The organism is Bacillus sp. MHSD_36 (genome assembly GCF_030757775.1).
Classification (GTDB): domain Bacteria; phylum Bacillota; class Bacilli; order Bacillales; family Bacillaceae_G; genus Bacillus_A.
Genome location: NZ_JAVBIS010000002.1, coordinates 799,656 through 820,966 on the forward strand (window position 1 = coordinate 799,656; position 21,311 = coordinate 820,966).

The window sequence follows — 21,311 nt, forward strand, 5'->3', positions numbered from 1 at the left end:
ACAAAATATATATGTTTAAAAAAGGAGGATGCTATATGGATGATTCTGAACGTATTATTTTAGATGTGAACGGAAAAGAAATTGAAATGTTAGATACAATTCGTACACATTTCAAAGAGAAACATGGTGTGGAACTAAGTAATGGTGCATTACTACGAGATTTAATGGATATTGAATATATTCGAATTACGGAAGATCGACATAAGTATGATTCATTTTAAGCTGTAAAAATCACAAAGAAGGTACGCTTTCCTCTACTAAGGTTAGCGTACCTTCTTTCTTATCAATCAACTTCCAACAAACTCTCCAACTAACCCCTTCGCCTTCTCCAAAGCTTTTTCAATCTGTTCAAATCCAGTCCCGCCAGCACTATTACGGCGCTTTACAGCGGCATATGGTGAAAGAACTTCATACAAATCTTCTTCAAATAACAAGCTCATTTCTTTATACGTTTCAAGTGGTACATCTACTAAATAAATTCCTTTTTGTGTGCAGTGTAGCACTAGCTTTCCAACAATTTCATGAGCTTGACGGAATGGTAGTCCTTTGTTTGCTAAATAGTCAGCAATTTCTGTTGCGTTAGAGAAATCTTGCGTCACAGCTTGCCCCATCTTTTCTTTGTTTACAGTCATCGTCTCTAGCATGCCTGCCATAATATGAAGGCAGCCTTCTACTGTTTTTACTGTATCAAACATTCCTTCTTTATCTTCTTGCAAGTCTTTATTGTAAGCGAGCGGTAATCCTTTCATGACTGTAAGTAAACTAAATAAATTACCGTACACTCTGCCTGTTTTACCGCGGATTAGTTCCGCCATATCTGGATTTTTCTTTTGCGGCATAATGCTGCTTCCCGTTGCGTATTGGTCGCTCATTTCAATAAATTGAAACTCTTGGCTACTCCATAAAATAAGTTCTTCACAAAAGCGTGATAAGTGCATCATGAGCATGGATGAATTACTTAGGAACTCCAGTATGAAATCACGATCGCTTACTGCATCTAAACTATTTTCATAGATTCCATTAAATCCAAGAAGCTCCGCGCTATATTCTCGGTCAATCGGGAATGTTGTCCCAGCTAACGCTCCTGCTCCTAATGGGGAAATGTTAATACGCTTTAACGAATCTTCATAACGGTTCACATCGCGCTCTAACATCCAAAAGTAAGCGAGAATATGATGTGCAAATGAAATCGGCTGCGCACGCTGCAAATGCGTATAACCAGGCATAATTGTTTCAATATTATTTTCTGCTTGATGAACAAGAACAGTTTGCAATTGTTTTGTAGCTTTTATAATATGTTCTACTTTTTCTTTTAAATATAAATGCATATCAGTCGCCACTTGATCATTACGGCTTCGGCCAGTATGAAGTTTTCCTCCTACTTCACCGATTTGTTCAATTAACATCTTTTCGATATTTAAATGAATGTCTTCCGCTTCAACTGCAAAATGCAATTTATTTTGTTTCGCTTCTTCTAATAAATATTGAAGACCTATCTTTATTTTTTCGGCTTCTTCTTTCGTAACAATGCCTTGCTTTGCTAGCATCGTTACGTGTGCAATACTCCCGTTTATATCTTGATTTACTAATTGTTGATCGAAGGAGATAGACGCTCCAAACTCTTCAACCCATGCTTCCGCTTCTTCTGTAAAACGTCCGCCCCAAAGTTTGCTCACGCTTCCACCTTCTTTTGATTCACTTGGCTGTATACTTTTGTTGGTAAACCGAATAATGAAATGAATCCAACTGCTGCATCATGATTAAACTCGTCCTGGGCAGTATATGTTGCTAGTTTTTCATCGTATAAAGAGTACTCAGATTTACGTCCTTCTACAATCGCATGGCCTTTAAATAATTTCACACGCACTATACCTGTTACATTCTTTTGCGTTTCTTGTAAGAAAGCGTTAAGCGCTTGTTTTAAAGGCGAGAACCATAAACCGTTATAAATAAGTTCTGTTATTTTCTGCTCAATCATCGGTTTAAAATGCGCTACTTCTTTTACGAGTGTTAAATCTTCCAGTTCCTTATGAGCCGTAATTAATGTCATTGCAGCTGGGCATTCATATACTTCACGTGATTTAATACCAACAAGGCGATTTTCAACGTGATCGATACGTCCAACACCATGTTTTCCAGCAAGTGCATTTAACGTTTTAATAAGTTCTGAAAGTGGATAGGCAGTACCATTTAAAGTAGTCGGTACGCCTGCTTCAAAACCGATTTCTACAAACTCGGGTTTATTCGGTGTATCTTCTAATGCCAATGTCATCTCATATGCATCTTCTGGCGGCGCTGCCCATGGATCTTCTAAAATGCCACATTCATTGCTGCGTCCCCATAAGTTTTGATCGATTGAAAATGGGCTATCTAAATTAATCGGAATTGGTACATTGTTTTCTTTTGCATATGCAATTTCCTCTTCACGTGACCATTTCCATTCACGTACAGGCGCAATCACTTCTAAGTAAGGATTTAACGCTTGAATAGAAACTTCAAAACGAACTTGATCATTCCCTTTCCCTGTACATCCATGCGCAACTGCAGTCGCTCCTTCTTGTTCTGCAATCTCTACTAATTTCTTCGCGATAAGCGGACGTGATAACGCTGAAACGAGAGGGTATTTCCCTTCGTATAACGTGTGCGCTTGCATCGCCATCAATGCATATTCATTTGCAAATTCTTCTTGAACATCAATCATATATGATTTAATTGCACCTACTGAAAGTGCCTTTTCTTTTACAAATGCCAAGTCTTTACCTTCCCCTAAGTCTAAACAAAGCGCGATAATATCATAATTCTTCTCTTGTAACCATTTAATTGCAACGGAAGTATCAAGACCCCCAGAATATGCTAATACAACTTTCTTCTTCTCCATTTTGCATCCCCCTAAAGAATAAATATTCATTTTCTTTTATAATAATTCACACTTTAACACCTTTTACAAAATGTATCAAGAGTCATTTTCAAATTTTTTCAAACAATTCCGTCGAACTTCTTTCTGTTTTTATGTACAATATAAGCAAGAAAACGGGGGTGAACTTATGAAAAAGTATTTCTTATACGATGAACATCTAGGAATTGAAATTCCGCATTTACAAGAAAACTGGGAAGATATCCCCGAAAAAATGCAACATGCAATTTTATTAAAATGGGAACAAGTTCGCGGAAAGATTCCTGATCGTATAAAAGAACTCGAACATTATATTAATGCAAAACAGCATCATTTAAATAACGAAGAAGACTTCGAAATTTCTTGCAAACTGAATTCAGAAATTGCCGATCTCGCTTCCATCATTAATGACCTTTGGCTTTGGTATCGACTCACCCAAAACGTATCTGAGGGGAAAGCACACCAATAAAAAAAGCATGCCCCTCAATTATTTTGGGTCATGCTTTTTTGTCGTAACACGATTTACAATATATCTCTTGTGCTGTTTTCGCCAAGCACACATCAAACGGGCCAACTAATATCCTTCTTTCTTTCGGCAACTTTACAAAAGCAACAAGCTCTTCTTCATATTCAATCCTTTTCTGACATATAACACATGTTAATTCTTTTCTTTTGAACATGTCTTTTAGCATATTCTCATTCCCCCTTTCATCCATCTATATTAATATAATCTCATAATAGTTAAGACTTGTAAAAAAATGACACATTCCAAAGTGAACGATTCATATACTATGTACAAAAGGAGGTTCAAACTTATGCGTGCTTTCGTTATTATCGCTTTAACTTTTTTAAGTGTGATTAGCTGGGATGCGTTTTTTAAAGATAAAAGTGATGATAAGAATACAACTGAATAAAAACTCTTCTTTTCTTACTTATTGGACAAACTAAAAAACTGTCCAATTCTGCAAAATAACTTAGGCTTTTCTACAAAAATATTTAAACATAACAATTTTTGTAGATTTCCTCCGTTTATTGTCGGTTTCCATCCGCATACATTTTTTGAAAGTATGATATAATAATATAAATCTTGAAGGAAGGGATTTTGATATCATGATCGCTCGAAGGAGCATGTGGCATCGTATTGACGAATCATACACGTAGCGTATTTTTCAGCTCAGATACTTTAGTCTAGCGAAAAAAATACGAGAGTGGGGAAATTATGATTGCCCGAAGGATAATTTGGCAAAAAAAAGACTCTTCTTACACATAGCGTTTTGTTTAGGACTTAATTGTTACTAGCTAAACAAAACAAAGAAGAGCAGGATTGCTAAATGAAGAATCCTACTCCACGTTTTGTTTAGTCGTTTTAAGACTTAAACTAAAACGAAAGTAGGGAGAATTGATGGACGAGAGGATTATTCGTTATTTCTTCAGCGACATATAGCGTAGTTAGTTTTTTTCGTAAACTAACTGAAGCTACATGTGAGCTCGTAGTTAGTTTACAACACAAAAAGGACTACTAACTACGGAAAGAAGGAATAACGATGAGGAACATCCAAAGTCGACAAATTATTAAAGAAGTTTTTATGGTTTTAATCGGTTCATTTATTTTAGCAGCAGCGCTATATCACATTCACTTCCAAAACCACTTAACAGAAGGTGGCTTTGTAGGTATCGCACTATTCATCCAAAATTTTTATGATATTTCACCATCTATTTCAACTGTAATGATGGATATCCCAATTATTCTACTATGTGCTTCATTGTTAGGTAGAAAAATGGTTGGCTATTCATTCTTAGGTTCAATTTCATTCGGAGTATTTTATTCTCTTATGGAAAATTATTCTCCATTTACGGTCGATTTATCAAACAATTTATTTATAGCTGCAGTAGTTGGCGGTGCGTTAGCTGGTATTGGACTCGGTTTTATATTGCGATTTGGCGGTGCAACCGGTGGAGACGATATTTTAACAATTGTATTAAGTAAAAAAACACGTTTTACAATTGGGCAAATTTTCTTCGTCTTTGACGCGATTGTTCTTGCGCTTTCATTATATTATTTAAATTGGACAGAAATTGCTTTTACTATTCTTTCGATTGCCGTACAGGCAAAAACATTGGATTTAATTTATTATCCAAAAACAGAAAAAGCAGAAGAAAAGCAACCAGTATCTATTCCAATGTCCAAAAAGCATGCAACAAATTAAAAAAGCGAAAGGCTTCGGCCTCTCGCTTTTTTTACGCTCTTTTTTCCTTCTCGACTATATGGCGCACTTGATAAAATCTATTTGCAAATTCCGTTACGTTTCTTGTTAAGCGATAATTTACTGTAGACCCGATTGCCATTCCAATTACCGGAATACCTTGGAATAATTTACGACGAAGCGCATAAATCGAAAATGTTTTCAAAATTTGTTTTAACACAACTTCAGTAGAAGCTGGTTGTAATACCGCTTCGTCTCCTTCGTAGAAGAACGAATCCTCTTGCTCTAGCTCTTGCAGTAAATTGTACCATGCGTATTGCTGAAGTCTTCCTGGTAGTAAGGACGCATGAAAGACCTTTAATGCAAGCATCATTTCATAAGGCTTGTTTACATCATGCCCAAATGATGTTGCAATAAGTTGGACAGCCTTCACATTTAACGCAATCATAACCGGGAAATCAGCTGTTAATAATAATAACCCTCCAGCACCCGTTGCTCCGCCTTGTACGAATGAATATAAGCGATGTCGTGCTGTTTGCTGCTCTGCTATGTATGTTAATTGATCAATAGATAATGCTTTTAAATCCTCTAGTTGCTCAATCGATTCATCAAATAATCTCGACGTTCCTAAAATACGATTACGCGCCTCTAACTGCGATTGTGAACTTTGAATCAATGCATGCAAATGAAAGAGCCATCCATCTGCTTTCGTAAAGAAATCTTTTCGTTTTTTCTCAGGTAATTTCGCAATTGTGGTATGTACCCATTTATCAAACACTTTTTGAAAGTCAGTCGCTTCTTGCTCAACTAATTGCAATTCCCATTCTTTTATATTGTCTAAAATGGCTTGTTCTCGCTTCGATCGCATCGTAACAACCACCTCGTTCGATTTTTTTCTATTGTAACATATTTCTGCTTATTCTTTGCAAATATGCTTGTCTATCTTTATTCACATACCATTTTTGAGTAGCATAAAATAGTAACAAAAAGGATGAGATGAATCACATGAATCTATCCGATATAAAAAAAGAATATCATGCGGTATTCAGCTTAGGTCAAAACTGCTGGCCTGCTTGGGCTTTATATCAATTCGAATTATCACCATTTTTTGGCGTTATTGATTTTATGCTAAGCCCTTCATTAGAAAAAGTGAATGTATTATTACAAAATCGATTTGACCGTTTTTTACAGTTCGAAAACTTATCCTTCATCTCATTTTGGGATGATGGTGCAAAATTAAGACTCCGTGACAACCTATATGAAATTGACTCTTGCCACGACTTTAAAACAGATGTAAACACACCAACTTCTTGGCCTTCTTATACAGAAATTAAGTTAAACTATGAGCATCGAATTAATCGTTTTCTAAATACAATTGAGACGGCAGAATCCACATTATTTATTCGAACTGGAGGAACATACGAAGAAGCACGTTCCTTGGAACACATTTTATCTCAAATCGTTACACATACATTCTCCGTTCTATTACTCATTCCTGAAGATGTACCAACTGTTACGGAAGAAGATTGGGGATTACAAAATATTTGTGTTATAAAATGTCCTATTATGGATGTATTTCAGTACAATGAAGCATTTTGGGGAGACTTATTCGATGGGATTACGATTAAACCACATTCTTAAATACATGACACTTTTATCACACACTGCATTATAATCATCCTTATACAAAATAAATAAGGAGTGGTTGTATATGTATCCACGTGCAAAAGCTTTTGGCATTGCTATACATGACGGTCGCCTTCTCGTACAAGAATATAGTACAGCAGATGAAACATATTACCGACCTATCGGCGGTTCAATTGAACTTGGTGAAAAATCAGCACATACCGTTATTCGTGAATATAAAGAAGAGCTTCATACAGAAGTGGAAATCATCAATTATTTAGGTTGTGTAGAAAATATCTTTCATCTTGACGGAGAAATTGGTCATGAAATCATCCAACTATATTCTCTACGCTTATTAGACACATCACTATATGAAATGAAAAAAATGAATATACAAGATGAGCAAACCGTATCGTATGCGAAATGGATTCCCATTACAGCATTCATTCAGAAGAAAAAAGTACTATATCCAGATGGAATTTTAAACTATGTCAAAAAGAAAAAAGACGAGATCCTATAGGATCTCGTCTTTCTTTTCATATATTAACCAATGTTTCCAAGACGTAGTACGTCACGAGCAATCATAACTTCTTCGTCAGTTGGAATTACAATAATTTTTACTGGAGAGTGTGGGAAGTTGATGAATGCTTCCTCACCGAATACGTTATTGCGTTTTGCATCGAAGTATACGCCCATGTACTCAAGGCCTTCTAATACGCGCTCACGAATAATTGCACTGTTTTCACCTACACCAGCTGTGAAGATGATTGCGTCTACACCTTTCATACGAGCAGTGTAAGAACCGATGTATTTGTGGATACGGCTTACGAATACATCAAGTGCTACTTTCGCACGGTGGTCGCCTTCTTCTTCTTTCGCAATGATGTCACGTAGGTCACTAGAGTAACCAGTAAGACCTAACATACCACTCTTCTTGTTTAATACGTTAACTACTTCTTCTACTGTTTGGCCTGTTTTTTCCATGATGTATGGAATTAACGCAGGGTCAATGTTACCAGAACGTGTACCCATTGTTACACCAGCAAGTGGAGTGAAGCCCATAGAAGTATCGATAGATTTACCGCCTTCTACTGCTGCGATACTTGCACCGTTACCTAAGTGACAAGAAAGTAAGCTTAAGCTTTCAAGTGGACGACCTAATAGTTCAGCCGCACGCTCAGTTACATATTTATGAGAAGTTCCGTGGAAACCGTATTTACGGATGCCGAACTTTTCATAGTACTCATATGGTAAGCTGTATAGGAATGCAGATTCCGGCATTGTTTGGTGGAATGCTGTATCGAATACTGCTACTGCTGGTACGTTTGGTAATACTTCTTGGAATGCTTTAATACCAACAACGTTTGCTGGGTTATGAAGTGGTGCTAAATCGCTTAATTCTTCGATATCAGCTAATACTTCATCAGTAATTAAAACAGAGTCAGCAAATTTTTCGCCGCCGTGAACAACACGGTGACCGATACCGCCAATCTCATCTAGAGATTTAACGATTCCGTTTTCAGTTAATTTGTTAAGAAGCATATTAACTGCTACTGCGTGATCTGGAATGTTTGTAACTTCTTTTTGTTTTTCGCCATCTACAGTAATAGTGAAGATACTATCTTCTAAACCGATACGTTCTACTAAACCTTTTGTTAATACTGTTTCACTTGGCATTTCAAATAATTGGAATTTTAAGGAAGAGCTTCCTGCGTTAATCGCGATGATTTTTGACATCTAGTCTTTCGCCCCTTTTTCTCTTGGTAGTTGTGTGGATGTTTCCACAAACCGCTCGATTTTATCTGATCAAATTCACTAAATATGAAAACGTTTCATTCTTAGCAAATTTTATACTCACGATTTTAATTTAAACATCGTACGACATATATTTCAAGTGAAAAAATTGTAACACCAAGAAAAAATATATATTACAGATTTCAAAAAAATTCAGTTTAATCTAGTATACATTTAAAAATATGACATATCATATAAAACTGTACTACATGAATCACTAACCCTGTTACATATACCTAGCCTTATTTATGCGTTGCAAACCAAGTATTTAATTGGTCCATAATGTCTTCCATCGCCTTCATGTTGGAGAATTTAGGTAACTCCACTAATAACGCCTGTTTTGGCATCGTTACACTAGGGCCTTTCTTTTGAAGAACAAATATACTTTTTGCATTTTTCTCGTTTTTAAACATGGAAACAGGTAGCTGTAATAACCCCTGAATAAAGCATGTTTCTTTAATAAATGCATGTAATTTTGGTGCTTGATCACTTTCAAAAATGAAGTTCGGTACTAAGAAGAATAAGTACCCGCCTTCTTTCGTATGTTTCACACTTTGTTCAATAAATAAGTGGTGGGCATATGACATTCCTTCATCTGCTTTTAACTTATATTCACTTGCACCGATTTCATTTGGATAATAACCAATCGGTAAATCTGAAACGACTGCATCAACTGGATCGATATAAAGTGGTGCTAGTCCATCTTGATGGAAGAATTCGATTGCATGCTTTTGTAAATTCGCATTTACTAAAGCAAGTTTAATTAACACTTCATCCACTTCTACACCAAATCCACTCACCGTAACGTTTTCTTGAGCGCTATTGAACACTGTCGTCATTAAGTTACCTGTTCCAATTGCAGGATCTAACACAGTAATTTCATTTTGACCCTTCATAAATTTATGGAATAGGTAGCTCATAAACATACCAACTGCATCAGGCGTCATTTCGTGATTTGCTTGTACGCCTTCTTTCATTCCTTTTAAGATGGCTAACTGAAATGCTTTACGAATTTCTTCACCTTTATATGTTTCTTCATTAAACGTACTATATTCACGATTCAGCCTTTCAATTGCTGATTCAGATAATTCCTCTTGTAAAATCGCTCCTTCAAACAGGTTATCACCTGTTTCTACAAGCGCCTCTAAATATGTTACATCTAATTCTTTACGTAAAACTACCGCAGAAGAATCAAAAATAGAAAATAATGTTTCTACTGTCTGACTCACGTACATTCCTCCTTCTCTCTTTTACACATAACTTATATCATACCATAATCTGATTTTTTCCCAAAAGAAAAAGCGACCCCTTTTTTAAGAGCTCCCTTTTCAGTGATGTATGATGTAACGTCTTCTCTCGTATATCGATTCCATATAGCAATATATGAGAGAAGACGACCTCTTACAAAGAGGTCATCTTCCTTCACATTATTTTGCCGATTTAGCTGCTTCTAATGCTGCTTCATAGTTTGGATGGCTTGTACCTTCGCTTACGTATTCTGCGTAAACTACTTTGTCGTTGCTATCTACTACGAATACCGCACGAGCAAGTAAACGAAGCTCTTTCATTACTAAGCCGTAAGCTTCACCGAATGAAAGGTCGCGGTGGTCAGAAAGTGTAACAACATTTTCTAAACCGTTTGCTGCACACCAGCGTTTTTGAGCGAATGGTAAGTCAGCGCTAATTGTTAATACTTTCGCGTTTTCAATACCTGCTGCATCTTGGTTAAAACGACGTGTTTGTGCATCACACACACCTGTGTCGATTGAAGGTACAACACTAATTAATTTTACTTCGCCTTTGTATGTCTCTAAACTTACTGGAGATAAGTCGTTTGCTAATACTTGGAAATTCGGCGCTTGATCGCCAACTTTAACTTCTGTTCCAATTAAAGTCATTGGGTTACCTTTAAAAGTTACGTTTGCCACTTGAAAATCCTCCCTTATTTAAACAAAATATGTACAATGTAAATGATAGTTTGTCCCTATCGATAATGCAAATAAAATCGCTTTATTTACAAAAAAATTAAAGAAGCTAATCCATTGATTAGCTTCTTTACTCGTTAAATTTGAAATTCAGGATCGTCTTCTTTTCGTTTATCCATCATTTCTTTCACTTTATCAACAGCTTGTGGCGCTAATTCAATTATTTTATCGATGACGTGTGTTTGCTTATCTAAATGCAATACTTTTACACCTTCTCCATTTATTACAAGAAAAGCAACAGGATTAATAGAAACTCCTCCACCACTTCCCCCGCCAAATGGATGACGGCCTGAATGTTCTATTTTACCAAATTCACTTCCACCAGCGGCAAATCCGAAGCTCACTTTTGAAACGGTAAGAATTACACTTCCATCAGCAGCTTTAATTGGATCGCCTACAATTGTATTTACATCAGTCATTTGTTTTAAATGCTGCATTGCGGTTGTCATTAAACCTTGAATTGGATGATCCATTCTATATCCCCCCTTATGCTTGAACAGATTTTTCAGTCGTACCAGATCTTTGTTTTCTCATAAATACGAGTAATTTGATTCCTGTTCTTATAGCACGAAATATGCGAAAAGATGCCGTTAACTCACATCTTGACGCGAATCCTTTTCCTTGAAAAACAGGAGTAATTTCAAATTCTGGTACGTCTACAATATGCATATATTGTCCTACAACTCCAGCAGCCATTCCTTTTGTCCCCCATGCATATCCGGTGACAATTCCAGTGCTAGCCGCGTCGCCTGCTCCAATTTGCGTGTGCCATCTCCAACCATTGATTTTCACTCGTTTGAGAAAATCTTTAACAATAGTATGAACTTCTTGCAGCTTTTTTATCAGTTCCCCTATACTATCAAGTTGCGCTATAATTTTATTATCTAATCCACCATCTTCTTCAGCTTTCTCAATCTTTTGCCCTGTCTTCTTCTGTTGCTTTTCAATTCTTTCCAACACATCGAATGTATAGCGAACCATCCATATTTTTACTTGAAACAAACATTGCTTTTCCATTTCTGAATATAAAAATGTCACTTTAAGCTTTATTTTCGACAATAGTATAAGCAAAATAAAAAGGAGAAGAATTATTATTCCAATTACGAACCACTTCATACGTATCATCCTTTCACTCCGTACCCATTATCGACAAGTTTATTCATCATTAAACAGAATTCCATAAGATTGAATATAAAAATTTTTCTAAAAATAAAAAGGTTTTTTGACATTTTATATCGAAATATATTATTTGAACATATCATCAGGGAACGTATTTGGATGATATGTAGCACGAAGAACAGAAAATTAACTGCAGTGGAGGGATACATAATGGCAGATCGTCGCAATTTATTTTTCTTTTATGGTGATGACAAAGCAACGCTCGTTGAAAAAATGAAACCAATCTATCGTATTTTAGAAGAGAATGGATTTACCATATTAGATCATCCAAAAAATGCAAACGCTATCGTCAGTGTTGGAGATGATGCAACTTTCTTGCAAGCCGTTCGTAAAACTGGTTTTAGAGAAGATTGCTTATACGCAGGGATTTCTACGAAAGATGAAACTTCTTTCTACTGCGATTTCCACATTGATCACGTTGATACAGCCCTTCAAGAAATTACAAAAAATGAAATTGAAGTGCGAAAATATCCAACAATTGAAGTAGATGTGGATGGTAGCACATCTTTCCATTGTTTAAATGAGTTCTCATTACGTTCTAGCATTATTAAAACGTTCGTTGTAGATGTTCACGTTGATGATCTATATTTCGAAACATTTAGAGGGGACGGTTTAGTTGTTTCTACCCCAACAGGAAGTACAGCTTACAATAAATCATTACATGGTGCGGTTGTTGACCCACTTATTCCGTGCTTCCAAGTAAGCGAACTAGCGTCATTAAATAACAACACATACCGTACGCTCGGTTCACCGTTCATTTTAAATCACGAACGTACACTAACTTTAAAACTAAGACCAGACGGTAACGATTATCCTGTTATCGGTATGGATAATGAAGCGCTTAGCATTAAACAAGTAGAAAAAGCTGTTGTACGCTTAAGCGATAAACAAATTAAAACAGTTAAACTGAAAAACAATTCCTTCTGGGAAAAAGTACAGAGAACGTTTTTATAACATGAAAAAAACCGCCGCATTATGATATTCCATAATGCGGCGGTTTTTTCTTTCGCTATCGGCCGCTATTTTCGTCATTTCCTGTCGGGAAATCGATATACTTTAATAATCGCTGATATATCTTCACGCATCTTTTCTATACACAATCTTCCCATCAATTACAGTCATCGCAGTTTGTACCTCTTTTATTTCTTCCGCCTCTATCTCAAAAATATCGCGGTCTAATATCGTAAAGTCCGCTTCATATCCTTTTGTAATCTGTCCTCGTTTCGCTTCTTTTCCGATTGCATAGGCACTTCCTGTCGTAAATAGAGAGACAGCCTCATATACGGTTAATCTTTCCTCTGGCATATAGCATACACCGTCAATAAAACTTCTACGTGTAACAGCGCTATATATGCCTAAAAACGGATTCACTTGTTCAATTGGTGCGTCAGACCCACCGTTGCAGTGTAATCCTGCTTCTAGTAACGTCTTCCACGCGTATGCATAACGAAGACGATGCTCGCCTAGTTTTTCAATGACTGACGGGAAGTCCGATGACAGAAAGACGGGCTGAATATCGATAATAGCCGTCAAGTGTTTCATTCTCTCAATCAACTCTTCACGAGCTAGCTGACAATGAATAATGCGGTCGCGTAATCCTTCTGCTGGTGGATATAATTCAAGTGCATCAATGACATATTCAAGAGATAAATCACCGATTGTATGAATCGCAACTGGCATATGTAAGTCTCGTGCTTTTTTCACTAACTCCGCAAGCTCTTTGCGCGAGAAGATTGCAACTCCATTGGTTTCTTGCGCATCTTCATACGGTTCACTTAATAAAGCTGTTCTTCCGCCAAAAGAACCGTCAGAAAAAATTTTCATCGCACCAAATTCAATATAGTGTTCATTTTCATATTCTTTTCGTTCATGTGCTACTTCATGGTGAACGAGTAAATGTGCTTTAAATGGCATATCCTTTATGACATGAGAAAACGCATTGTGCGTTTTTCTAAAGCCACCGTAATAATTTAAATCTTCCGTATGCCCACCAACGAGTCCATATTGCCAACAGTCTTTAATCGCTGTTTGCAAAGCCCTTTGTAAATAAGTTTCATCAATTTCAGGTTGTACATGTTTAATTGATTCTTGCCCTTGTTCATATAAAAGCCCCGTTAACATATTTGCTGAATCACGACCGATTTTCCCGCCTTTCGGGTCTTGCGTCATTTCTGTTATGTTCGCTTCTTGCAGTATGTATGAATTCACCCATGTAACGTGACGACAAACTCGCTTTAATAAAATTGGATGTTCTTTAGAGATTTCATCTAGGTCGCGTACATGAACTTGCTTTGTATCTGTAAAATTATTTTCATTCCAGCCCTCCCCAATAATCCAAGAACCTTTTGGGGCTTCTTCTACTCGTTTCCGAACGAGAGTCAGCACTTCGCTGTAAGATGTACAATTTGATAAATCTAGACGAAGTAACCTCTCTCCATGCCCAATAAGATGCATATGACTATCAACGAGACCTGGAATCATTGTTTTGCCTTCTAAATCGTGCAATTTAACGGTAGCATATCGGTCTTCTAACTCTTCTTTACTCCCGACATCAACGATCATACCCTTTTCAACATAAATTGCTTCTACTTTTTCATTCTCTTCTCGCATCGTGTAAATGGTGCCGCCATACCAAATTTCTCCCATATATCCCATCTCCTTTGTTTTATTGTATAAAAAAAAGCACCATTTCAAAACATGGTGCTTTTCTAAACATTACTTTTGTTCAGTAGTAGACGTTGTAACTTGCCATTCAATATTAAATTTATCTTTTACTTGTCCGTATGCTGGGCTCCAGAATGTTTCTTGAAGTGGCATAATAACCTCTCCACCTTCTTGTAACTTATCGAATACTTCTTTCGCTTTTTCTGCATTATTAATTTGAATTGCGATTGTTACTTGAGATCCGATTGCATGCCCTTGACCTGGGAATGTATCAGAAATCATAAGGTCCGTATTACCAACTTTTAAAGTAGCATGTAAAACGCGCTCTTTCGCTTCAGCTGGAATCGGGTATTTTGGATTTTCAGGCATATCACCAAAAGTTTGCATGACTTCTACTTTTGCATCTAACGCCTCTTTATAAAATTGTACAGCTTCTTGCCCATTACCATCTAAAACTAAATACGGATTAATACCTACAATCATACGGACACCTCTTTTTTTAGTTTATAAACACGAACTTATGTTCGTTTTTATAATATCATATAGTTTACAGTTCATTCAACTATTTTCGAAATTATTTTGACGGAATCTCCATCTCTTGTTTTCTAAGTTCAATACGGCGAATTTTTCCAGAAATCGTTTTTGGTAGTTCATCTACAAATTCAATTTTGCGAGGGTATTTATATGGTGCAGTGAGTTCTTTGACGTGTTGTTGGAGTATTGGAATTAATGTTTCTTCGTTCTTTTCTATATTCTCTCTTAATACGATAAATGCCTTCACGACACTTCCGCGAATTTCATCAGGGCTTGCGACAACTGCGCACTCTCTTACGTAAGGATGTTTTACAAGCGCGTCTTCTACTTCAAATGGCCCGATTGTATAACCAGAGCTAATAATAATATCATCACCGCGCCCTTCAAACCAGAAATAACCGTCTTCATCTTTCTTCGCTTTATCGCCAGTAATATAATAATCACCGCGGAATTGCATCGCTGTGCGCTCATCATCTTTATAATATTGTTTAAAGAGGGCTGGCGTTTCAATGTGAACTGCGATATCACCAACTTCGCCCACTGTAACTGGAATACCTTCTTCATTTACGATATCAACGTGGTTGCCTGGCGTTGGTTTTCCCATTGATCCTGGTCTAATATCCATCCCTTTCATTACACCAACAAGCAATGTATTTTCCGTTTGCCCATAGCCGTCTCTGACTGTAATATGAAAATGCTTTTGGAACGTTTCAATGACTTCTCTATTTAACGGCTCACCTGCTGATACAGCGCTATGTAACGCTTCTAAATTGTACTGGCTTAAATTCTCTACTTTTGCCATTAATCTATACTCAGTCGGCGTACAACAAAGCACATTCACCTTATTATCGTCTAATAAATTTAAGTATGTTTTCGGTTCAAATTTACCGTTGTATACAAATCCTGTTGCTCCTGATCCGAGAGTTGCTAAAAACGGGCTCCAAATCCACTTTTGCCAGCCTGGACTAGCCGTCGCCCACACAACATCATTCTCTTCAATTCCGAGCCAATTTGGAGCGCTCGTACGTAAATGAGCGTATGCCCACGCATGCGTATGAACAACACCTTTTGGGTTTCCTGTCGTCCCTGACGTGTAAGATAAAAAGACCATATCTTCTTTATCTGTCTTCGCCATTTCCAGCATATCACTTTCTGTTTCTAACGCTGTTTTTAAATTAATCCATCCATCTACTGACTGCTCGCTCAGAACGAATTTTTGAAGAGATTCCATCGCTTCTATATCATCAAACTGTCCAATGTATGGTTCATAACTTACAATCGCTTTTACTTCCCCATGTCCAATGCGATATTCGATATCTTTTTTGCGTAACATTTCCGAACTCGGAATTACGACAAATCCTGCTTTAATCGCAGCGATATACGTCATGTACGCTTCAATTAAGCGCGGCATCATAATGAGAAGCTTGTCCCCTTTTTGCAGACCACTCTTTATAAAAGCGTTTCCAATTTTATTCGCACCTTGCATAAGCTCAGCGTATGTAACTTCTCGTCTATTCCCTTTATCATCTTGCCAAATTAAAGCAAGCTTATCTTTATCCCCTATATATTTCTCTATTTCAGAAACTAAATTATAAGACGGTGGCGCCAACAATTCCTCTCTTTTCATAAACATCCTCCTTTTTCTTTATGCCTCCCTTATATAATAAAGAATTTTCTGTCTATTTTGAACCCTCTTCTTTTGACAAATTTTTTATGTCTATGTCGAAAGGAATATATACCGATGCAAACAACAAAAAGAAAGAGCGGGAGAACCCGCTCTTTCTAAGCCATCTTATATGGGATTATTTTTGGTAACCGCCTAATTGTTGCTCAGCTAAAGAAACTAGACGTTTAGTGATTTCACCACCAACAGAACCGTTAGCGCGAGCTGTTGCATCTGCTCCAAGTTGAACACCAAACTCTTGAGCGATTTCGTATTTCATTTGGTCTAATGCTGATTCAGCACCAGGAACCGCTAATTTATTTGTGCTACGTGACATGTTATATCACCTCCTTGTGAGTATAGAGTGTGATAAATAACATGACTTCATACACGATTTAGATATGGTAATTTATGGTTTTAGAAAAGTTCTTCGAATTTTTCTTCTTCCGCCACTACTTCTACCGTTTGTAATACCATTGTTTCTTTGTTCGCTACAGCTTCATCGATTAATGGTGTGAAATCATATTTCGCTTCAAAACGATTTGCTTTTTCACGCTTCGGCTTCGTCGCTGGGCTTGCTGGTGTGAATACTGTACAGCAATCTTCGTACGGACGAATTGAAATATCATATGTGCCAATTTCTTCAGCGATTTTAATAATTTCTAATTTATCCATCGTAATAAGTGGACGAATAACTGGATAATTTGTTACTTCGTTAATCGTATGCATACTATCTAACGTTTGGCTTGCTACTTGTCCAAGACTTTCACCAGTCGTAATTGCAAGTGCATTACGCTCCTCTGCAATACGCTCTGTAATACGCATCATCATACGGCGCATAACTGTCATTGAATAGCTAGATGGAATTTCTTTATTAATCGTTTTTTGCACTTCTGTAAATGGAACAAGGTGAAGTGTTACACGTTTACAGTATTTCGTTAGCTCTTGTGCTAAATCGATTACTTTTTGTTTCGCGCGATCGCTTGTGAAAGGTGGGCTATGGAAGTGAACTGCTTCCACTGATACGCCGCGTTTCATCGTTAAGTACGCTGCTACTGGGCTATCGATACCACCAGAAAGAAGTACCATTACTTTTCCGCCAACGCCAACTGGTAGCCCGCCAGCTCCCATACGCTCATCGCACATGATGTAGCTGTAACCACTGCGAATTTCTACACGTACATTTACATCTGGATTATGAACATCTACTGTAATATCTTCAGTATTTTCTAGAATGTGTCCACCAATCTCAGGTAATAATTCCATCGTTCTCATTGGGAAATGCTTATAAGAACGGTGTACAGTAATTTTAAATGTTTTCACATCGCCTTTTACTTGTAAGAAAGCTGCTAATGCACCTTTTTTAATATCTTCTAATTCTGACGGTACTTTCATCGCTAAGTTAAACTTATGAATACCAAATACGTCTTTTAATCTTTCAGAAATCGCTTCATGATCTTCACCATTTAATTGGATGTACATACGGTCATGCGTTGCATCGATTTTAATATTTGGGAATTTTTTCAGTTTGAACTTCACGTTATCTTTTAATGTGCTTACAAATTTAGAACGGTTCTTACCTTTAGTCGTCATCTCTCCATAACGAACTAAAATATATTCATATGTCATCATATTCCTTTACCTCATCACTTCATATAATTTTGGCATTGTTTCTTTCACAATGCCTTCAAATTGTTTTACTTCTTCCATTGTGTTTTCTGGTGCCAAACTAATGCGAATAGCACTTGCAGCAGCCGCATGCGGTACGCCCATTGACACTAACACTCTGCTCACTTCATTTGCTTTTGAAGAACAAGCAGACTTGGTTGATACATATACACCGTGTTCTTCTAAAGCATGAACGACCACTTCTGGTTTTAAACCTACAAATGATACATTTAAAATGTGCGGTGCTGCGTATGCAAGCGACGTATTAATCGTTACATCTTCCATCTCTTTAAAGAAACGAACAAGCTCTGCTTGTAAACTTTGCAAATGAGCTACCTTTTCTTTCACTTGTTCCATTGTCATGCGAAGTGCTTTCACCATCGCTACAATGCCAGGTAAATTTTCTGTACCAGAGCGATACTTCAGCTCTTGTTGACCACCTGATAAAATTGGATCTAATCTTACGCCATCACGTACATAAAGAAGACCCGTTCCTTTTACACTGTGGAATTTATGTCCAGATATTGAGCAAAGATCAATATGAGAAGCATATAAATTAAGCGGTACTTTTCCTATCCCTTGTACATGGTCTACATGGAATCTTATTTTCGGATAGTTCGATAATAACGTTCCGATCTCAGCAACAGGCTGAATTGCTCCAGTCTCGTTGTTCACGTGAATAACTGACACAAGAATCGTATCTTCACGAAGTGCTCGTTTTACATCCTCTACCGATACAACACCATGCTCATTAACCGGTAAATATGTTACATCAAAACCGAGATCTTCTAATTGTTTATATGCTTCAAACACAGACGCGTGTTCAATATTTGTTGTAATGATATGTTTACCGCGCGAACGATTCCTCATCGCTATCCCTTTGATCGCAAGGTTATTCCCTTCCGTTCCACCTGATGTGAAAATAATCTCAGAAGGTTTAACGTGAAGAAGCTGCGCTGCAATTGTTCTTGATTGTGTTAATAGACGCTCTGCCTCTCCTCCAAGCGAATGAATAGAAGAAGGATTCCCAAAATATTTCCCTGCAACCGTTACGTAAGATTGAAGAGCTTCTGGATATGGCTTTGTCGTCGCACTATTATCAAAATAGATCATCGTTCTTCCCCTTTCAGCGCTGTCACATCATATAATCATATCACAAATACGTGCCATTACGCTAAGACTACTAAAAGGTTCCGTTATATTTTAAAACGAACAACCTTACTGTATTCCGCTATTCATTATAGCAACATCGCCTGCAAAATTACACAAAAAAACAAACCCTTATGAAAGGGTTTGTTCATTGTCTACATATTCAGCGATTTTTTGAACAACGCCAGGCTCAAGTTGCTCTAGTACAGAAGCCGCTTGTTCTAAAGCAGCATCGTATTGATATTCACGGAATAATTTCTCCGCATAATTTAAGCTCTCTGCAAGGTTTTCATCATGACTGCGGTAACGATTACCGTATTGAATTAATTTTTCAACTAAATACGCTTGTCCAATTAACTCTTCTGTCATTTCAGCTACACCATTAACAGTTTTGTACGCTTCTTCTAAACTGCTATTTACAGCATTCATATTTAACGGCTTCACTTCTAATTGCTCATATACAGCTTGCATTGCCATTTGTCCTCTTTTTAAATCTTCCATAATACTCTCTGGAAGACCTGGCAAATTCGACTTTTGCATAAAGCGTTTCGTTTCGAAAATAGTATTTCGCATTTCTTGTAACTTCTCACGCGCTTCAAATTCTTCTTTACGCATCATTTGTAGCATTTCTTTATATTCTGCATGAAGTACTTTTAATGTTTCACATTGCTCATAAATCTCTTCTAGTTCCTCACGAATGATAGAGAAGGCAATATCTTGTTCAGCAACGCGTAATTGCAACATTTCAAAACGTTTCATTAAAATGTGCATTTGCTTTTCAATTACTTTTTGAGACTCAATGTCCTTATCTTGTAACTGATAACTTTGTTTCACAAGCTGTGTTTCTGCTTTTGTTTCAATCGTTTCAGTGCGAATTTCTTCTAAATCTTCATAAACAGAAAGTGTTTTTTGCTCCACATAATGTCTCGCATGTACTTCTTGTTCTAGTTGATCATAGAAGCCATCTAAACTCGTTTTTAAGTTTTCTACTTTTTCAGCCGCTTCCGTTATGTGAAGCTCCTGTATATCCATTAAACATATTTGTAGTTGTTTCTTCATATCGCGAACTTCTTTAGGGATTTCCAAATACTCTAATACATAACCTTGTCTTACCATATCATTATGTCCGTGTAATAAATCTTCCAGCTGAACTGGTAACGTCGCTTGACACTCTACCAATAAATCTGGAATTTGGTGAATAATGATTTCTAAATCTGCTAAACCTTCTTCCAAACTAATAACAATTTCTCTCGCTTTTAAATAGTCACCATTATTTGTTGCTTCTTCAAAGCTTTTGAATTTCTCAGACTCAGCGTCTAGCATCTCTTCAATTTTCTGCTCTGCTGCTCCATACATATGTCTATGAGCAAGAACACTCTTCTTCATACTACGATATGTATCACGTAACCCTTCAATTTCTGAGCTATTTTTTTCATGGCTTTCTAACAATTGCTGTAATTCATTTAAAATGCCTGTAATACGATTATCAGCGTCATCTAAACCACTTATGGATTCATTCATCGCATGCTTTGCTTTTCGGAAGGAGAATTGCGAGGCGAATTTTCGCGCTTGCGCTAAATCTTTGTCAGCTTTCGGAAGGGTTGTTGATACAATTTCATCCCATTCTTCACGCCATTTACCAAACAGCTCTTCTGTTTGACCCGTCATATTTAAATCTTTTACCCGTTTTAGTTCATCTGCCACAGGTTTATCTTTTATCTCTTGTTTCCACTGCTCAAGTGCTTCAATATCTTTATATGAACGATTTCTTATCACAAGCTCTATCATGAGCAGCACTAGAATAGAGCTTACTACAATGATAACGATCGTCAGGATAGAATCCATGCAAAAAAGCCTCCTAGTTATATCTCTTTTTTTGTCCGTTCCGTTTATGAAATGGAAGGCATTATGTATAAAAAGGGAATTCCCCTATATTTAACAACTAACAATGT

Annotated in this window: 22 protein-coding genes; 6 read left to right on the forward strand and 16 right to left on the reverse strand. The window is 36.9% G+C overall.

What is annotated here, in order from left to right; all coding sequences use genetic code 11:
* The first annotated feature begins 35 nt into the window (after positions 1 to 35).
* Positions 36 to 221: a ProA domain protein gene (locus Q9B79_RS12275; protein ID WP_139365286.1), complete on the forward strand. Its 186-nt coding sequence runs from the start codon at positions 36 to 38 to the stop codon at positions 219 to 221.
* 66 nt (positions 222 to 287) lie between these two features.
* On the opposite strand, the gene argH is transcribed toward Q9B79_RS12275, so the two are convergent.
* Positions 288 to 1,676 (reverse strand): argininosuccinate lyase, encoded by a 1,389-nt coding sequence (argH, locus tag Q9B79_RS12280; protein WP_306184536.1) that lies wholly within the window; start codon positions 1,674 to 1,676, stop codon positions 288 to 290.
* Positions 1,673 to 2,878 carry an argininosuccinate synthase gene (locus Q9B79_RS12285; RefSeq protein ID WP_306184538.1) on the reverse strand — a complete coding sequence of 402 codons (1,206 nt, stop codon included), beginning with the start codon at positions 2,876 to 2,878 and terminating at the stop codon, positions 1,673 to 1,675. Before Q9B79_RS12285 ends, argH begins: the two co-directional genes overlap by 4 nt.
* 166 nt (positions 2,879 to 3,044) lie before the next feature.
* Here Q9B79_RS12285 and Q9B79_RS12290 point away from each other — a divergent pair, with 166 nt between their 5' ends.
* Positions 3,045 to 3,362: a radical SAM protein gene (locus Q9B79_RS12290; RefSeq protein ID WP_306184539.1), complete on the forward strand. Its 318-nt coding sequence runs from the start codon at positions 3,045 to 3,047 to the stop codon at positions 3,360 to 3,362.
* Positions 3,363 to 3,390: 28 nt separating this feature from the next.
* Here the strand turns inward: Q9B79_RS12290 and Q9B79_RS12295 are convergent, their stop codons facing one another.
* Positions 3,391 to 3,585, reverse strand: a complete 195-nt coding sequence (locus Q9B79_RS12295; RefSeq protein ID WP_306184541.1) for a hypothetical protein — start codon at positions 3,583 to 3,585, stop codon at positions 3,391 to 3,393.
* Positions 3,586 to 4,437: 852 nt separating this feature from the next.
* Between Q9B79_RS12295 and Q9B79_RS12300 the strand changes: the two genes are divergently transcribed.
* On the forward strand, positions 4,438 to 5,100 hold the full coding sequence (locus Q9B79_RS12300) for a YitT family protein (protein ID WP_001244531.1): 663 nt from the start codon (positions 4,438 to 4,440) through the stop codon (positions 5,098 to 5,100).
* A 31-nt stretch (positions 5,101 to 5,131) separates the two neighbouring features.
* Here Q9B79_RS12300 and Q9B79_RS12305 read toward each other — a convergent pair whose 3' ends face one another.
* Positions 5,132 to 5,965 carry an EcsC family protein gene (locus Q9B79_RS12305; RefSeq protein WP_306184543.1) on the reverse strand — a complete coding sequence of 278 codons (834 nt, stop codon included), beginning with the start codon at positions 5,963 to 5,965 and terminating at the stop codon, positions 5,132 to 5,134.
* 137 nt (positions 5,966 to 6,102) lie between these two features.
* Between Q9B79_RS12305 and Q9B79_RS12310 the strand changes: the two genes are divergently transcribed.
* Together Q9B79_RS12310 and Q9B79_RS12315 are read left to right on the forward strand one after the other, a co-directional pair.
* Positions 6,103 to 6,738 carry a DUF1796 family putative cysteine peptidase gene (locus Q9B79_RS12310; protein WP_306184545.1) on the forward strand — a complete coding sequence of 212 codons (636 nt, stop codon included), beginning with the start codon at positions 6,103 to 6,105 and terminating at the stop codon, positions 6,736 to 6,738.
* Positions 6,739 to 6,808: 70 nt separating this feature from the next.
* A complete protein-coding gene (locus tag Q9B79_RS12315; protein WP_306184547.1) occupies positions 6,809 to 7,243 on the forward strand; it encodes an NUDIX hydrolase in 435 nt (144 codons plus the stop codon).
* Between the two features lie 23 nt (positions 7,244 to 7,266).
* Here Q9B79_RS12315 and ackA read toward each other — a convergent pair whose 3' ends face one another.
* From ackA to Q9B79_RS12340, 5 genes are all read right to left on the reverse strand, one after another.
* Entirely contained in the window at positions 7,267 to 8,460 is a 1,194-nt protein-coding gene (ackA, locus tag Q9B79_RS12320) for an acetate kinase (RefSeq protein WP_306184549.1), read from the reverse strand.
* Positions 8,461 to 8,759: 299 nt separating this feature from the next.
* Positions 8,760 to 9,746, reverse strand: a complete 987-nt coding sequence (locus tag Q9B79_RS12325) for a class I SAM-dependent methyltransferase (protein ID WP_142337680.1) — start codon at positions 9,744 to 9,746, stop codon at positions 8,760 to 8,762.
* Positions 9,747 to 9,944: 198 nt separating this feature from the next.
* Complete coding sequence (tpx, locus tag Q9B79_RS12330) at positions 9,945 to 10,445, reverse strand: thiol peroxidase (RefSeq protein WP_306184552.1); 501 nt, start codon at positions 10,443 to 10,445, stop codon at positions 9,945 to 9,947.
* A gap of 134 nt (positions 10,446 to 10,579) precedes the next feature.
* The gene (gene ytfJ / locus Q9B79_RS12335; RefSeq protein ID WP_000350002.1) at positions 10,580 to 10,975 is read right to left on the reverse strand and encodes a GerW family sporulation protein; all 396 of its coding nucleotides are present in this window, start codon (positions 10,973 to 10,975) and stop codon (positions 10,580 to 10,582) included.
* A 13-nt stretch (positions 10,976 to 10,988) separates the two neighbouring features.
* The gene (locus Q9B79_RS12340; protein WP_306184555.1) at positions 10,989 to 11,627 is read right to left on the reverse strand and encodes a DUF2953 domain-containing protein; all 639 of its coding nucleotides are present in this window, start codon (positions 11,625 to 11,627) and stop codon (positions 10,989 to 10,991) included.
* A 204-nt stretch (positions 11,628 to 11,831) separates the two neighbouring features.
* Between Q9B79_RS12340 and Q9B79_RS12345 the strand changes: the two genes are divergently transcribed.
* On the forward strand, positions 11,832 to 12,635 hold the full coding sequence (locus Q9B79_RS12345; protein ID WP_098670795.1) for an NAD kinase: 804 nt from the start codon (positions 11,832 to 11,834) through the stop codon (positions 12,633 to 12,635).
* Between the two features lie 123 nt (positions 12,636 to 12,758).
* On the opposite strand, the gene Q9B79_RS12350 is transcribed toward Q9B79_RS12345, so the two are convergent.
* From Q9B79_RS12350 to ezrA, 7 genes are all read right to left on the reverse strand, one after another.
* Positions 12,759 to 14,327, reverse strand: coding sequence for an amidohydrolase (locus Q9B79_RS12350; protein ID WP_306184558.1), 1,569 nt, complete (start codon positions 14,325 to 14,327; stop codon positions 12,759 to 12,761).
* A 69-nt stretch (positions 14,328 to 14,396) separates the two neighbouring features.
* The gene (locus Q9B79_RS12355; RefSeq protein WP_306184560.1) at positions 14,397 to 14,828 is read right to left on the reverse strand and encodes a VOC family protein; all 432 of its coding nucleotides are present in this window, start codon (positions 14,826 to 14,828) and stop codon (positions 14,397 to 14,399) included.
* A gap of 91 nt (positions 14,829 to 14,919) precedes the next feature.
* A complete protein-coding gene (mbcS, locus tag Q9B79_RS12360; RefSeq protein ID WP_306184562.1) occupies positions 14,920 to 16,506 on the reverse strand; it encodes an acyl-CoA synthetase MbcS in 1,587 nt (528 codons plus the stop codon).
* A 175-nt stretch (positions 16,507 to 16,681) separates the two neighbouring features.
* A complete protein-coding gene (locus tag Q9B79_RS12365) occupies positions 16,682 to 16,879 on the reverse strand; it encodes an alpha/beta-type small acid-soluble spore protein (protein ID WP_000091640.1) in 198 nt (65 codons plus the stop codon).
* 80 nt (positions 16,880 to 16,959) lie between these two features.
* A complete protein-coding gene (gene thiI / locus Q9B79_RS12370; protein ID WP_306184565.1) occupies positions 16,960 to 18,174 on the reverse strand; it encodes a tRNA uracil 4-sulfurtransferase ThiI in 1,215 nt (404 codons plus the stop codon).
* Positions 18,175 to 18,180: 6 nt separating this feature from the next.
* Positions 18,181 to 19,323 (reverse strand): cysteine desulfurase family protein, encoded by a 1,143-nt coding sequence (locus Q9B79_RS12375; protein WP_306184567.1) that lies wholly within the window; start codon positions 19,321 to 19,323, stop codon positions 18,181 to 18,183.
* 168 nt (positions 19,324 to 19,491) lie between these two features.
* Positions 19,492 to 21,204 (reverse strand): septation ring formation regulator EzrA, encoded by a 1,713-nt coding sequence (gene ezrA / locus Q9B79_RS12380; protein WP_306184569.1) that lies wholly within the window; start codon positions 21,202 to 21,204, stop codon positions 19,492 to 19,494.
* Positions 21,205 to 21,311: the final 107 nt, after the last annotated feature.

Bases quoted from the DNA above. Each gene is read 5' to 3' on its own strand.
- Q9B79_RS12375 (WP_306184567.1), bottom strand. From the start codon at position 19,323: ATGATCTATTTTGATAATAGTGCGACGACAAAGCCATATCCAGAAGCT.
- ezrA (WP_306184569.1), bottom strand. From the start codon at position 21,204: ATGGATTCTATCCTGACGATCGTTATCATTGTAGTAAGCTCTATTCTA.
- thiI (WP_306184565.1), bottom strand. From the start codon at position 18,174: ATGATGACATATGAATATATTTTAGTTCGTTATGGAGAGATGACGACT.
- mbcS (WP_306184562.1), bottom strand. From the start codon at position 16,506: ATGAAAAGAGAGGAATTGTTGGCGCCACCGTCTTATAATTTAGTTTCT.
- ackA (WP_306184549.1), bottom strand. From the start codon at position 8,460: ATGTCAAAAATCATCGCGATTAACGCAGGAAGCTCTTCCTTAAAATTC.
- Q9B79_RS12290 (WP_306184539.1), top strand. From the start codon at position 3,045: ATGAAAAAGTATTTCTTATACGATGAACATCTAGGAATTGAAATTCCG.
- Q9B79_RS12345 (WP_098670795.1), top strand. From the start codon at position 11,832: ATGGCAGATCGTCGCAATTTATTTTTCTTTTATGGTGATGACAAAGCA.
- Q9B79_RS12305 (WP_306184543.1), bottom strand. From the start codon at position 5,965: ATGCGATCGAAGCGAGAACAAGCCATTTTAGACAATATAAAAGAATGG.
- Q9B79_RS12310 (WP_306184545.1), top strand. From the start codon at position 6,103: ATGAATCTATCCGATATAAAAAAAGAATATCATGCGGTATTCAGCTTA.
- Q9B79_RS12365 (WP_000091640.1), bottom strand. From the start codon at position 16,879: ATGTCACGTAGCACAAATAAATTAGCGGTTCCTGGTGCTGAATCAGCA.
- Q9B79_RS12295 (WP_306184541.1), bottom strand. From the start codon at position 3,585: ATGCTAAAAGACATGTTCAAAAGAAAAGAATTAACATGTGTTATATGT.
- ytfJ (WP_000350002.1), bottom strand. From the start codon at position 10,975: ATGGATCATCCAATTCAAGGTTTAATGACAACCGCAATGCAGCATTTA.
- Q9B79_RS12275 (WP_139365286.1), top strand. From the start codon at position 36: ATGGATGATTCTGAACGTATTATTTTAGATGTGAACGGAAAAGAAATT.
- Q9B79_RS12315 (WP_306184547.1), top strand. From the start codon at position 6,809: ATGTATCCACGTGCAAAAGCTTTTGGCATTGCTATACATGACGGTCGC.
- Q9B79_RS12355 (WP_306184560.1), bottom strand. From the start codon at position 14,828: ATGATTGTAGGTATTAATCCGTATTTAGTTTTAGATGGTAATGGGCAA.
- Q9B79_RS12285 (WP_306184538.1), bottom strand. From the start codon at position 2,878: ATGGAGAAGAAGAAAGTTGTATTAGCATATTCTGGGGGTCTTGATACT.
- Q9B79_RS12350 (WP_306184558.1), bottom strand. From the start codon at position 14,327: ATGGGAGAAATTTGGTATGGCGGCACCATTTACACGATGCGAGAAGAG.
- Q9B79_RS12340 (WP_306184555.1), bottom strand. From the start codon at position 11,627: ATGATACGTATGAAGTGGTTCGTAATTGGAATAATAATTCTTCTCCTT.
- Q9B79_RS12300 (WP_001244531.1), top strand. From the start codon at position 4,438: ATGAGGAACATCCAAAGTCGACAAATTATTAAAGAAGTTTTTATGGTT.